The sequence below is a fragment of the Rhizobium sp. BE258 genome, from assembly GCF_031457345.1.
In the GTDB taxonomy this organism is placed as follows: Bacteria; Pseudomonadota; Alphaproteobacteria; order Rhizobiales; family Rhizobiaceae; genus Rhizobium.
In genome coordinates this window covers 348,429-361,466 of sequence record NZ_JAVDWL010000006.1, presented here as the reverse complement: position 1 = coordinate 361,466, position 13,038 = coordinate 348,429, and the positions used below count along the sequence as shown (strand labels likewise).

15 protein-coding genes are annotated in these 13,038 nt (G+C 61.8%); 5 read left to right on the top strand and 10 right to left on the bottom strand.

Translation table 11 applies throughout. The features are described 5' to 3' along the window. Positions 1–5: 5 nt before the first annotated feature. The 7 genes from ybgF to ybgC all read right to left on the bottom strand — a co-directional run bounded on the left by ybgF (position 6) and on the right by ybgC (position 6,414). Entirely contained in the window at positions 6–1,040 is a 1,035-nt protein-coding gene (gene ybgF / locus J2X43_RS22305; RefSeq protein WP_310297401.1) for a tol-pal system protein YbgF, read from the bottom strand. Between the two features lie 163 nt (positions 1,041–1,203). Further along, positions 1,204–1,734: a peptidoglycan-associated lipoprotein Pal gene (gene pal / locus J2X43_RS22300; RefSeq protein WP_112385430.1), complete on the bottom strand. Its 531-nt coding sequence runs from the start codon at positions 1,732–1,734 to the stop codon at positions 1,204–1,206. A gap of 157 nt (positions 1,735–1,891) precedes the next feature. Continuing rightward, entirely contained in the window at positions 1,892–3,202 is a 1,311-nt protein-coding gene (gene tolB / locus J2X43_RS22295; RefSeq protein ID WP_112385431.1) for a Tol-Pal system beta propeller repeat protein TolB, read from the bottom strand. A 21-nt stretch (positions 3,203–3,223) separates the two neighbouring features. Continuing rightward, positions 3,224–4,360 (bottom strand): hypothetical protein, encoded by a 1,137-nt coding sequence (locus J2X43_RS22290; RefSeq protein WP_112541090.1) that lies wholly within the window; start codon positions 4,358–4,360, stop codon positions 3,224–3,226. Between the two features lie 8 nt (positions 4,361–4,368). After that, positions 4,369–4,824 (bottom strand): protein TolR, encoded by a 456-nt coding sequence (gene tolR / locus J2X43_RS22285; protein WP_112385433.1) that lies wholly within the window; start codon positions 4,822–4,824, stop codon positions 4,369–4,371. A gap of 21 nt (positions 4,825–4,845) precedes the next feature. Further along, positions 4,846–5,565, bottom strand: a complete 720-nt coding sequence (gene tolQ, locus J2X43_RS22280) for a protein TolQ (RefSeq protein ID WP_112385434.1) — start codon at positions 5,563–5,565, stop codon at positions 4,846–4,848. A 393-nt stretch (positions 5,566–5,958) separates the two neighbouring features. After that, a complete protein-coding gene (gene ybgC / locus J2X43_RS22275) occupies positions 5,959–6,414 on the bottom strand; it encodes a tol-pal system-associated acyl-CoA thioesterase (protein ID WP_112385435.1) in 456 nt (151 codons plus the stop codon). A gap of 218 nt (positions 6,415–6,632) precedes the next feature. Here ybgC and J2X43_RS22270 point away from each other — a divergent pair, with 218 nt between their 5' ends. From J2X43_RS22270 to J2X43_RS22255, 4 genes are all read left to right on the top strand, one after another. Beyond that, on the top strand, positions 6,633–7,337 hold the full coding sequence (locus J2X43_RS22270; RefSeq protein ID WP_310297395.1) for a hypothetical protein: 705 nt from the start codon (positions 6,633–6,635) through the stop codon (positions 7,335–7,337). 67 nt (positions 7,338–7,404) lie between these two features. Next, positions 7,405–7,998, top strand: a complete 594-nt coding sequence (locus J2X43_RS22265; RefSeq protein WP_310297392.1) for a 5-formyltetrahydrofolate cyclo-ligase — start codon at positions 7,405–7,407, stop codon at positions 7,996–7,998. Positions 7,999–8,001: 3 nt separating this feature from the next. Beyond that, positions 8,002–8,826, top strand: a complete 825-nt coding sequence (locus tag J2X43_RS22260; protein WP_310297390.1) for a TIGR00282 family metallophosphoesterase — start codon at positions 8,002–8,004, stop codon at positions 8,824–8,826. Between the two features lie 315 nt (positions 8,827–9,141). Next, entirely contained in the window at positions 9,142–9,987 is an 846-nt protein-coding gene (locus J2X43_RS22255) for an MBL fold metallo-hydrolase (RefSeq protein ID WP_310297387.1), read from the top strand. Positions 9,988–10,014: 27 nt separating this feature from the next. Here J2X43_RS22255 and J2X43_RS22250 read toward each other — a convergent pair whose 3' ends face one another. Beyond that, positions 10,015–10,518: a pyridoxamine 5'-phosphate oxidase family protein gene (locus J2X43_RS22250; RefSeq protein WP_310297384.1), complete on the bottom strand. Its 504-nt coding sequence runs from the start codon at positions 10,516–10,518 to the stop codon at positions 10,015–10,017. A gap of 174 nt (positions 10,519–10,692) precedes the next feature. Here J2X43_RS22250 and J2X43_RS22245 point away from each other — a divergent pair, with 174 nt between their 5' ends. Next, positions 10,693–11,439, top strand: coding sequence for a YebC/PmpR family DNA-binding transcriptional regulator (locus J2X43_RS22245; RefSeq protein ID WP_310297382.1), 747 nt, complete (start codon positions 10,693–10,695; stop codon positions 11,437–11,439). 57 nt (positions 11,440–11,496) lie between these two features. Here the strand turns inward: J2X43_RS22245 and J2X43_RS22240 are convergent, their stop codons facing one another. Both J2X43_RS22240 and J2X43_RS22235 read right to left on the bottom strand, forming a co-directional pair. Then, a complete protein-coding gene (locus J2X43_RS22240; protein WP_310297380.1) occupies positions 11,497–12,300 on the bottom strand; it encodes an anti-sigma factor in 804 nt (267 codons plus the stop codon). Beyond that, complete coding sequence (locus J2X43_RS22235) at positions 12,297–12,896, bottom strand: sigma-70 family RNA polymerase sigma factor (RefSeq protein WP_405049635.1); 600 nt, start codon at positions 12,894–12,896, stop codon at positions 12,297–12,299. Before J2X43_RS22235 ends, J2X43_RS22240 begins: the two co-directional genes overlap by 4 nt. Positions 12,897–13,038 lie beyond the last annotated feature (142 nt).

The window sequence follows — 13,038 nt, the reverse complement described above, 5'->3', positions numbered from 1 at the left end:
AACCCTTAGCAGGCGAGACGCTTCTGTTCGCTCGCGACCTTGCTTATGACGGCGCGCGATGCCTTCGGGTAGCGCTTCGAGACTTCCTTGAGCGTGGCGCAGGCCGTATCGGTGTTGTCGAGCGCAGCCAGCGACATGCCGAGCTTCAAGAGCATTTCCGGCGCCTTTTCCGACGAGCCGTATTTCTGATGTGCGTTCAGGAAGGTCTTGGCCGCTTCATTGAACTTGCCCTGCGAATAAAGCGCTTCACCGAGCCAGAAATTTGCATCCGCCGCCCGGGCGCTGCCCGGATACTGCGCGATGTACTGGGTGAATTCCTGCTCCGCCGTGCCGTAGTCGCCTGAGAGAACATGGCCGTAGGCGGCCTTGTACTGGTCAGCCTCGCTGCCGAGCGATGCCGTCTGCTGCGGCGAGGCGCCGGAGCCCGGAGGCGGAAGCGGCGCAGAACCGACCTCGGCGCCCGGATTGACCGTGCCGCCGATCGGATTGCCGTTCTGGTCGAAGTCCATCGAACCCAGCTGCTGCGGCGGCTGGCCAAGACCGCTGTTCGACGGCACGTCGTTGGAGGGAGCCGTTTCGGCTCCCTGCGGTGCTTCGATAATGGTCGCAACATCATCGCCGCCCTGCCCTCGAGCACCGGCTTGCGCCTGGTTCGTCGATGCGGGGGGAACGTCGGCTTCGCTCTTCTTGGTGCCCTTGGTGCTGCCGCCGGTCGAACCGCCGCCTGCGCCGCCGCCCTTTTCAAGCTGCTGGAAACGGAACTCGTTGTCTTCCTGCGTCTTGCGCAGCGATTCCTGCATCTGCAGGATCTGATAGCTCATCTCTTCGATGCGGCCGTTCAGCTGGCGCAGCTGATCTTCCAGCTGCTGGACCCGCATTTCCGTGCCGCTGCTCTGCACGTTGACGACGGGAGGCTGCGCCTGCGTCTGCACCGGCTTGCCGCCAAGGTTCAGACCGAGAAACGAGGCGGAATACGCCGCTCGCTCGGTCCCCGTCACAGCCGCGAGGCAGAGCACCCCTGCCACGACATATTTCTTCATAGGTATCGTCCTGTCCCAGTGATTCTTCGCGCCCCGATGGCACGAACAGGAGATTTTGCCAATTGCTTTCAAAAAGCAACGGAGTCTGGCCAAAGTGTGTTCAAAAAGAAAAGGCGGCCCGCGAACGGACCGCCTTTCCAAAATGTAATGCGATTTCCGCAGATTACATGCCTGCGCCACCGAGAACGGTCACGGCGCGGCGGTTCTGCGACCAGCAGGAAATATCGTCGCAGACAGCAACCGGACGTTCCTTGCCGTAGGAGATCGTCTTCAGGCGCTGAGCCGGAACGCCGCGCGAAGCGAGGTAGTCCTTGGTGGCAGCCGCACGGCGGGCACCGAGAGCCAGGTTGTATTCGCGCGTGCCGCGTTCGTCGGCATGGCCTTCGACGGTGATCGCGTAGTTCGGGTAGCGGGCAAGCCACTGTGCCTGACGGTCGAGCGTCTGGGCAGCGTCTGCGCGGATCGACGTGGAGTCGGTGTCGAAGAAGATGCGGTCGCCGACGTTGACGGTGAAGTCCTGAGCCGAACCCGGCGTTGCGGCACCGGCGCCAAGGCCGAGATCGCCAGCGCTGTTGGCCATGTTCTTCTTGTTGGCGCAGCCTGCGAGAGCGAGGCCAGCGACGAGCGCGATCATGACGGGGTTGCGGGCGAGGCTCTGCATGCGGCTCATTGCCGGGGTATGAATTCGGCTCATGGCCGGGTCTCCTTGCGACTTCATCAGGGTTGCCGGACTGTAACCGTACGAGGTTAATCGGCGCTCAAGAAGTATGGTTAATGATTTACTGATTTGTCCCTACATTGCCCATTTTCAGGACTTTGCGGCGACATGAAGGCGTATTCCGGGCCGTCCACTACTCCAGCAGCGGCGACCATGCCGGGTCGGAAGCGTAGTTCGGAGTCTTGATGAGCTGCTCGTTGTAGCCCGTCAGGTCGATCGAGTAGAGCTGCGGACCACCGGCACCCGCGGCCTGACGGAAGAACATCAGCACGCGGCCGTTCGGAGCCCAGGTCGGGCCTTCGTTATGGAAGCCCGTCGTCAGGATGCGCTCGCCCGAACCATCAGGCTTCATCACGCCGATCGAGAACTTGCCGCCCGACTGCTTGGTGAAGGCGATCAGATCGCCACGCGGAGACCAGACCGGCGTCGAATAGTTGCCGTCGCCGAAGGAGATACGCGTCTGGCCGGAGCCATCGGCATTCATCACGTAGATCTGCTGGTGGCCGCCGCGGTCGCTTTCGAAGACGATACGGCCGCCATCCGGCGCATAGGACGGGGACGTATCGATCGCCGCCGTCGAGGTCAGGCGCGTCGTGGTGCGCGAACGCAGGTCCATCGTGTAGATATTGGCGTTGCCTTCCTGCTGGAGGCTCATCACCACCTTCTGGCCATCAGGCGAGAAGCGCGGCGAGAAGGTCATGCCCGGGAAGTTGCCGACCACTTCGCGCTGTCCGGTTTCCAGCTGCAGCAGGTAGACGCGCGGCTGCTGGTTGGCGAAGGACATGTAGGTGACTTCCTGGCGGTTCGGCGAGAAGCGCGGCGTCAGAACCAGGTCGCTGCCGTCGGTCAGGGTACGGACGTTGAAGCCGTCCTGGTCCATGATGGCGAGCTGGCGCTTGCGCTGCTGCTTGGTGCCGGATTCCGAAACGAAGACGACGCGGGTGTCGAAATAGCCCTCTTCGCCGGTGATCTGCTTGTAGATCGCATCAGCGATGATGTGGGCCACGCGGCGCCAGTTTTCCGGCTGCGTGTAGAACTGCTGACCGGTCATCTGCTGGCCGGCAAACGTATCCCAGAGACGGAACTCGGCGCGCAGGCGGCCATCGGCCTCCTGCGTCACACGGCCGGTCACCAGTGCCTGCGCATTGATGACCTTCCAGTCCTCAAAGCGCGGAGCGGCATCGGGATTGGAGATCTTCTCGATGAAGGCATTCTTGTTGACGGGCGCGAAAAGGCCCGAGCGCTGCAGGTCGGCGGCGATCACCTGAGAAACCTGCGCGCCCATATCGCCCTGCAGGAAATCGGTGACGGCGATCGGCAGCGGCTGAACGTTACCCTTGTTGATATTGATTTCGACGAGCGCGTTCGCAGGCGTCGTAAAGGCGCCGACGGTGACGAGACCCGCCACCATCATCAAGGCGCGGAGAAGGGAAGACTTTCTCATATGACAGAGGCCTTTCAGCATTTAAATCCCTAGATCGCTGGGATCGAAGTTCACGACGACTTCGTTCCAGGCATCGTATTTATCTTTTGGAAGCGTGGAGAACGGCGCGGACTTCATGATCGCGCGATAGGCACCGCCGGCAAGCGCGCGGCGGGTCGAATCGTTGTCGCCGCCGGTTGCTTCGACTTCGGGCTGGCCGATGATGTTGCCGTCTTCGTCGAGCTTCATATGCACCTTGATGCGCACGTCGCCCATGCCTTCCATGCCCGGAATGACGTTCCAGTTGCCGGCGATCGCGCTCTTCAGCGCGTCCATCTCGCTCATCGACAGCTTCGAAGCACCCTGCGTCGCCTTCTTGGCGCCAAGCGAGGCTTCCTGTGTCGAGTGTTTCGTGCCGCCGGCCGAAGGATCGGTCTTGTTCAGGAGCGCAGAAATGTCGTCGGCGTTGAAGTCGCTCTTCATCGACGATGCGGATTTCGCCACGTCGCGCTTCTGATCGTCCTTCTTCTTATCGGTCGGCTTTTCAGCCGTCTTCGGCTGGTCCTGGGGCTTTTCCGGCGGCTTCTCGGCCTGCTTTTCCTCAGGCGGCTTCACCTGTGGCTTGGCAACCGGGGTCGGGACCTTGTCCGGCAGCGCTTCGGCATCGGGCTTCGGCGCTTCCTCGGGCTTTGCTTCCTCGACCGGCTTTTCCTCCGGCTTCGGCGGGGTCGGCGCGACGTCGGGCTTGGTCTGCGGAATGGAAGCGACTTCCTTCGGCTGCTCGACCTCGGTCTCTTCCTTGTTGATTTCCTTCACTTCGTTCGGGATAGGATCGATCTTCTGCGCCGGCTTCTCGCTCGAATTGGCAGCCGCCGCATCCGTATTGCTCGGCTTGGCGTTCGGCACCGGCGGTGTCTTGAGATCAACCTTGTTGTCGCCGACATTCTCGCCCTGATCAGGGGTCGGCGGCCGCGTCGTCGGCTTCGGCGCCGACGTTTCCTTCATCGGCGCCTTCTTGTCGCCCTGCTGCATCTGGGTGATCGATTCGACCGGCACCAGATCGACTGGCATCGCTTCGAAATCATCAACCTTGAAATGCTCGGGCGAGCCAATGGTCACCAGCGCTGCAGCGAGCACCAGTCCATGCAGAACAGCAGATGTGACGACGCTGGTCTTCATCTTGCTTTCTACTGGTCCTTCTTCTGCTGCGTGACGAGGCCGATATTCTTGAAGCCCGCACCCTGGATGCGCGCCATCACATCAGCGATCACGCCGTAAGGCGCCGTCGCGTCGCCGCGAACGAAGATGCGTTCGTTGTAACCCGTCGTCGCAATCGCCTCGAGCTTCGCGGCAATCTCTTCAGCCGGGATCGTCGTTTCCTGCAGATACACCTGGCCGTCGTTCTTGACGGAGATGGTGATCGGCTGCGTCTCGGAATTCAGCGCCTTGGCCTGCGTTTCCGGCAGGTCGATCGGCACGCCGACCGTCATCATCGGTGCTGCGACCATGAAGATGATCAGCAACACCAGCATGACGTCGACAAGCGGCGTCACGTTGATTTCGGAAATTACATTCTTGTTCCGGCCACCGCGGCGGCGGCGTCCGCCACCGCTCCCGGAATTGCCTCCAACAGCCATACCCATGGTCGTACTCCCGCCGTTCCGTTACTGCGCGGCCTGGCGCGGCTGCAGCTTTTCATCGATCTGGCGCGAAAGGATGGCGGAGAATTCATCCGCGAAGCCTTCCATGCGAGCCGAAAGCTTGCCGGCATCGGCGGAGAACTTGTTATAGGCGATAACCGCCGGAATAGCGGCGACGAGGCCGATAGCCGTCGCAAGAAGCGCTTCGGCGATACCCGGCGCCACAACCGCGAGGTTGGTCGACTTCGAACCGGCGATAGCCTGGAACGAGGTCATGATACCGACAACCGTACCGAAGAGACCGATGAACGGACCGGCCGAACCGATCGTCGCAAGCGAGCCCAAGCGGGACGAAAGTGTTTCAGATTCACGCGACAGCGTCACGTCCATGGCACGGTCGATACGCATCTGCAGACCGATCGGCGAGCGCGCACCGCGCTCGAAGGACTTTTTCCATTCGCGCATCGCCGCAACGAAGATCGCCGCGAGGCCGGTGTTGTTGCGCTCGGAGAGCGTCCTGTAGAGTTCTTCCAGCGACTGGCCCGACCAGAACACCTGTTCGAACTTGTCGAACTGGCGCCGCGCACGGCCATAAGCCAGATACTTGTCGATGACGATCGCCCACGTCCAGACGGAGGCCGCGAGAAGCCCGAGCATGACGAGCTTAACGACGATGCCTGCCTGCATGAACAGCGACCAGAGGCTGACGTCGGCCGTTGCTGCTGCCAATCCTGCTTGTTCCATTGATCCAAAATCCCCGAATCCAAACGCCCGGTGCTTGACCGGGCGGCACAAAAGTGATCTCGCAAGAAATGTCTGGCGACCGCCGCCCTAAGCCCTGGTCAAGCTTGAAGCTTTTATTCCGCCTTCCTTGCCGTCAAATTTGGTCAAAGGAAGGCGTGCACCGCACAAACTCTGACATTCAGAGTAAGACACCATTATGGTTAACACATCGTTAGTGTCAGAGTGCGACTGAAAGCTTCAATTCGCTGGGTTTTTCTAGCCGGTCAGAACTGATCTGAGCTGGTCCGGCAGCGGAGCACCGCGCATTTCCTGCAGCGCGGAAATTCCTTCACATGAAACTCATGTTTTTGCAAGCGCCGGTTTACAGCTGTTCTACAGCATAAAACGCTTCCTTTAGCCTGCGTCAGCCGCAATCAGCATCTGCTTCGCCAAGCCTTCCGGCAGGCGGCGTGGCCGGCCCTTGGCGTTGATGACAGCGATGATGACCTTTGCCGCGATCAGCGGCGTTTCGCCGCGGCGGATTTCCTGCGACAGAATCATCTTGGCGCCGCCCGCCTTTTCGGTTCGTGTTACGATTGTCAGGATATCGTCCATCCGAGCCGGGCTCTTGAAGTCGATCTCCATGCGGTGGACGACGAAAACCAGCCCTTCATCGTCGGCGGTGATAAGCTCGCGCTGCTCCACACCGAGGCAGCGTAGGTAATCGGTGCGTCCGCGCTCGAGGAAATGCAGGTAGCGGGCGTGATACACAAGGCCGGAGAAATCGGTGTCTTCATAATAGACCCGCTGGACGAGTTTGTGACCCTCGTCCGTCAGCTTGCCCGAAATCGAAAAACTCTCATCCACAATAGCCGTCTCCAGATGGGCATGCCTGCCAGTTCGTTATCGTTCCGCGTCTCCCCCGATAGTGGATGAGCAGGCCGGAGGCAATGCGGCGAGGATTGCATCCGTCACCCTGCCGCGCTGCATCGTTGCGAGACACAAAAGACGCCCGCTCGGCGTTTACTGCCAAGGCCCGCGCAAGCCTGAAGTTGCAGAAACCATCCCTGACGATATCGGGGGATATGATGCAGGTCGCACAGTCGAATGCGCTGAACATACTGCGCAGCACACCACAACAGTCGATTGCGGCCTCCGCAACACCGAGCAGCGACCCGCAGGTGCGGCTGGCCGAGCGTGCCGATCAGGCCCTCGCCGCCCTGCAGCAGGACAAGAAATCGTCGTCCGATATCGCCAAGGAACGCGCCGCGCGCAAACTTGCCGAACTGCAGCAGCAGGTGGAGATGCTGAAGAGCGGCGGGCTCTCGCCCGAAGCCACGGCGCGGCTCGCCGCACAGCTGTCACAGAAGATTGCCTCGGCCGCCGCACAATTTGCCTCTTCCATCGCTGGCGCGGGCGTCACGCCAGGTGCTGTTGCGGCTGCTTCCGCCGAAGCGGGCACCGCCGGAACAACGGCCGGTTCTGCTTCCGCAGCTTCCGCCTCGGGCGAAACACCCGCCGATCCGGCCGCCGGAGAAACCGAGCCTGTCGATACCGCGCAGGCACGCAAGGCCTACCAGGACACGGCCGCCGATGGCGAGCAGCAGGCATCAGGCGTGTCGAACGAAGACCGCCTATCGCTGGAAAAGCTGCAGTCGCTTCTGCGCGAGGTCCGTCAGATTCTCGAAAAGGCGATGGATGAAGTGAGAAACGGTAAGACCGGCGGCGACTACACGCAGGCCATGCCGCTTCCAACCGGTTCGTCGGGCATTCCGTCGAGCATCGTCATCTAGCCGATCGGCAAAGCGAACGCCGCTTTCACGCATTGCATTGGCCCGTCAGCGGTTTATGGTTTGCGGCATGCTGACCGATTTCAAGCAACTCAAGGCGGACCTGCGAACCGAACGGCTCGCCCTTCGCGATGCGATCGCCCCAGAAGAGCGCATCGACATGGCCCTTGCCATGGCCGACCACGCAGGTGATGCCGTTCGCTTCGATCCCGGCGCCGTCATTTCAGGCTTTCTGCCGATCCGCTCCGAGGCCGATCTCCGGCCGCTGATGGCGCGGTTTCAGGCCCGCGGCGCCCGCCTTTGTGTGCCCGCCATTATCGACAAGCAGACGATCGTGTTTCGCGAACTGGTGCGCGGCGCGCCATTGATCGCGACCGGCTTCGGCACGTCGGGCCCAGGGCCGGATGCGCCGGTTCTCGACCCCGACATCATGCTGGTGCCGCTCTCGGCCTTCGACGCCCGTGGCCACCGGATCGGTTACGGCGCCGGCTATTATGACCGTGCCATTAGCCTTTTGCGGCAAAAAGGCCTGAAACCGAAGCTCATCGGCATTGCATTCGACTGCCAGGAAGTGGCACATGTGCCCGACGAGCCGCATGATATAAGCCTGGATGCCATCCTGACAGAAAGCGGCCTTCGCTTTTTTGCCTCTTGGATTGGATAGTGAATGCGACTGCTTTTTCTGGGTGACATGGTCGGCAAGACGGGACGCACCGCGGTTTGGGATCGCCTGCCCGGACTCGTCTCTGACCTGAAACTCGACTTCGTCATCGTCAACGGCGAAAACGCCGCCGGCGGCTTCGGCATCACCGAAGACATCTTCCTCGAGACGATCAATGCCGGCGCCGATGTCGTGACGACAGGCAACCACGTCTGGGACCAGAAGGACGCCGTCGCTTTCGCTGGCCGCCATGACCAGTTCCTGCGCCCGGCCAATTATCCGCAGGGCACGCCCGGCCGCGGCTCCGGCCTGTTTTACGCCCGCAACGGCGCCCGCGTTCTGGTCGCCAACATCATGGGCCGCGTCTTCATGCATCCGGAGCTGGACGACCCCTTCAAGTCGGCCGAGGCGATCCTCGCCGCCGCGCCTCTGAAGGAGCAGGCCGACGCCATCATCTTCGACTTCCACGCCGAGGCGACCAGCGAGAAGCAGTGCTTCGGCCATTTCGTCGACGGCCGCGCCAGCTTCGTCGTTGGCACGCATACGCATGTGCCCACCGCCGACCACCAGATCCTGAACGGTGGCACCGCCTATATGTCGGACGCCGGGATGTGCGGCGACTATGACAGCTCGCTCGGCATGGACAAGGAAGAGCCGCTCAACCGGTTCATCTCCAAGATGCCGAAGGGGCGGATGGAAGCGGCGACCGGGCCGGCGACGATCTGCGGGGTCGGCGTCGAGATTTCGGACGCGACGGGCTTGGCGGAGAAGATTGCACCGCTGCGGCTGGGGCCGAGACTGGCGGAGACGATTCCGGAGTTTTGGCGGTAGTCTTTGACGTTGGCGGGTGGCAGTCCCCTCTGCCCTGCCGGGCATCTCCCCACGGGTGGGGAGATAACAAGTGGCAGGCTCCCCGCTTTGAAATGAAGGCTGCGGCTCGTAGGACGATGCTGGTGAGGCGAGCGGATGCGCCCAGCCAATCTCCCCATCTGTGGGGGAGATGCCCGGCAGGGCAGAGGGGGCCGGCAGCCACCAAAGCAGCCGAGGAACCACCCACCCAACACGCATTTGTGAGCACCCCGCATCTGGACCCCTGCGGCGCCTTGCCGCATCCTCCCGGCTTCATGAAAGCGCCGGAGGGGTGGCATGAAGCCGCAATTGCTTGTCCTCGCTATCGCAGGCGTTGTTTCCCTCGCCCTGCCACAGGCCGCGAGCGCGCAGGAGCAGCGCAAGAACGTCAGCCAGTGCCAGGCAATTGCCCAAGGCATTCCGAAGGCGCAGTTCGCCAGCTTCTCGACCACCGCACCCGTCATCCCCGCGGTATCGGAAGGCGAGGACGTCACCTTCACCTTTCTCGGCCACTCCACTTTCGAGATCGACACACCCGGCGGCATCGTCATCGCCACCGATTACAACGGCATCTACCAGCCCTCGGTGACGCCTGACGTCGTGACCATGAACAAGGCGCACCAGACGCATTACACGCTGACGCCGGATCCGGCGATCAAGCATGTGCTGCACGGCTGGAGCGATATTCCCGGCGAAAAGGCCAAGGTCGATCTCGTCGTCGGCGACGCCTATATCCGCAACGTCACGACGGACATCCGCTTTAGCTACGGCCTCGGCGGATCGCAGCAGGATGGCAACTCGATCTTCATCTTCGAGATCGCCGGCCTCTGTATCGGCCATCTCGGCCATCTGCATTACGAGCTGACCGATGCGCATTACACCGAGATCGGCCGTCTCGACGTGGTGATGGTGCCCGTCGATGGCGGGCTGACGATGGGACCGGACAGCATGAGCCGGGTGATCAAGCGCCTGCGCGCCTCCATTGTCCTGCCGATGCACCGCCGCGGGCCGCCGGTTGAGCGATTCCTGTCAATGATCGGCAAGGAATTCGATATTCAGATGGCGCAGAACAACACGTTGACGGTGTCGCTGCGGACGCTGCCGAAGAAGCCGCAGATTTATGTGATGAGGGACGTGCAGTGAGGGGGCAGCACCATCCCCCTCCAAATTTTAAGCAAACTGCAAATGCCGCTTGATGCCCACATCCGGCATCTTCTCGTCGTCGAGATTGGCCTTGGCGATCTCCCAGCCGAATTTCAGCTTGCTGCCGGTCGAGACCCAGATTTCGGCATCATCGACATGCATGGCGAGCATCGTCAGCTTCGGGTCCTTCTTGCCGTTCTCGTACCAGGCAGCAACCACCGAGTTCCAGTATTCTTCGATCTTCGACGGGTCGGCTTTCAGCTCGATCTTGCCTGCCAGGCAGGCGTGATAGTCGTGATCCTTGCCGACGACACAGAAATGCGCGCGTGTTCCCGGTTTCACGGCACGAACGATATCCGCGTCCGATTTGGTGTAGAACCAGATGGTGTTGGTCTTCGGATCGGCATGCGGCGCCATGGGCTGCATATGCATGTCGGCGCCATCGACACCGAGCATGCCGGCGTGAATGCCGTTCACCTGATCCCAGAGCTGCTGCGCCGGATGTTCGCGGGCTTCGCTGAAGCTTGCCATGGCCATTCCCTTCCGTTTTCAGTTTCCGGTTCAAAACGTCAGGTCTGCCGCCTTTGTTCCCCCGCGCTGCACAAGCCAACCGCCTGCCTGAAAAGGCGCTTTCCGCTTGAATACGGCCCGTTTCGCTCTTATAAGGCGGCCCATTCCGAATAATGAGACGTGAACAGGGGTGCCATGGCTGGCCATTCACAGTTTAAAAACATCATGCATCGCAAGGGCCGTCAGGACGCCGTGCGGTCGAAAATGTTCTCCAAGCTCGCGCGCGAAATCACTGTCGCCGCCAAGGCCGGTCTGCCCGACCCGTCGATGAACGCGAGCCTGCGCCTGGCCATCCAGAACGCCAAGGCCCAGTCCATGCCGAAGGACAATATCGACCGCGCCATCAAGAAGGCAGCAGGCAGCGACGGCGAAAACTACGAGCAGATCCGCTACGAAGGCTACGGCCCGGGCGGCACCGCCGTCATCGTCGAGGCGCTGACCGACAACCGCAACCGTACCGCCTCGAATGTCCGCTCGATCTTCACCAAGGCCGGCGGTGCACTCGGCGAAACCGGCTCGGTATCCTTCTCATTCGATCACGTCGGCGAAATCACCTACAAGCTCGCAGCAGGCGATGCCGACAAGATGATGGAAGCCGCGATCGAAGCCGGTGCCGACGATGTCGAGACCGACGAAGACGGCCACTACATCACCTGCGCTTTTGAATCGCTCGGCGAAGTCGCCAAGGCGCTCGAAGCGACGCTCGGCGAAGCCGAAACCGTCAAGGCCGTCTGGCGCGCCCAGAACAACGTGCCGGTAGACGAGGAAAAGGCTCAGTCGCTGCTGAAGATGATCGACAACCTCGAAGACGATGACGACGTCCAGAACGTCTATTCGAACTTCGAAGTCTCCGAAGAAGTGATGGCCAAGCTTTCGGCCTGATCGCCTCTTCCGGAACTGTTTTCAAAGGCGGGCTTGATGCCCGCCTTTTTCGTTGGATCAGGGTGCGGCCGCCCGGATGAAACTGTCGCGAAAGGCGGCGAGATCGCCAGCGCTGACATCGGAGACCGCCCAGAAGACAAGTCCATCGGACGACCAGTCCGTCATGTTGTAGCCGTCATGTTCCCGCGTCGCCTGCCCGCCTTTCGCCTGCGGCCAGATGAACAGGTTGATGACGTGACCGTTGCGCCGGTAGACGAGTGCCGCCACCACCCGGCCGCCGATATAATCGACCCGGCCGCCGACCAGCGGGAAGCCGTCCTTGGCAAGATCGTTGACCGGCGGTGAGAAATCGATGCGGCCGTTGAACCAGGGCTTTACCGTATGCTGATTCGAGGTCTGCACATCGACGAGGTGATCGGCGAGCATCGAATGGACATGGCTCGCCAGCAACTGGTCCTCGATGCCGAGATCCGGCGCCGGCGCGTTGACGAACAGCATTGCGCTCGCCGCCAGCGCCGCCAGTGACGGCACGAAGCTCCAGTCGCGAATGAAACGAAAGAAACGGTCCCACCGCGAAGCAGGCTTCTGGCGCGGCTGAAGAGCGGATGAGGAGATGGCCTGCTCGCGCGACAGCGCGGCGAGAACCTGCGACCGGACCTCGTCCGGAAGCTTGAAGCGCACGCCGTCCTGTCCGATCCGTTGCCGCACCCCGCGCACCCTTTCGATCTCCGCCCGGCAATCCGGGCACCCCGCCAGATGACTTTCCAGCTCGGCCGCGCGCACCAGATCCAGCTCGCCGTCGATGAAGGCGTGCACCACCGGCCCCCACTGGTCGCAGCCCTGCTTCGGCGCCTCGGTCATGCCCGCACCGCGCCATTCTCAAACGCATCCCAGGCTTCGCCGAATTCGCGCCGCGCCCGGGCGATCCGCGACATCACGGTACCGATTGGCACATCGATGACCTCGGCGATCTGCTTATAGGAAAGCTCCTCGAGTTCGCGCAGCACCAGAATTTCCCGCATCGCCTCCGGAAGCAGGCCGATGACATGGCGCACGCGCGACGTCTCGCTCTCGCGGATCATCGCGGTCTCCGCCGTATCGTCATCCGATGCAATCTCATGCGCCGGACTGTCGCCTCCGGCATCGCCATCCAGCGGCATTTCGAAACGTGCCTTCCGCCGCCCCTGCTGTTGCCAGGCGAGATGGCAATTGCGGACAATGGCGAAAATCCAGGCCCGTGAATCGCCGCCGCGATAGGTCTCGAAACTGCGATAGGCGCGCAGGAAGGCGTCCTGGACGATATCCTGCGCCGCATCCTGGTCGCGGCTGAGAAAGCGCGCAAAATTGTAGGCAGCATCCATGTGCGGAAGGATGTTCTGCTGGAAACGCAGCGTGTGATCGGGCTGCTCGGAGGCGGCAGCGGCCTGCTGTCCACCATTCGCCAGTGCCATTTCCATATAGCCGACGAGGACCGACGCTGCCTCGGCGAGAAAACAGCTTGCGAGCTGAGAAAACGATCGCGAGCGGCGGCGCCAGCGCAGCAGAGCCGCGGCCAGCTGATCGTCGAACGATGTGGGGAAAGCAAGACAGGCTTCGGTC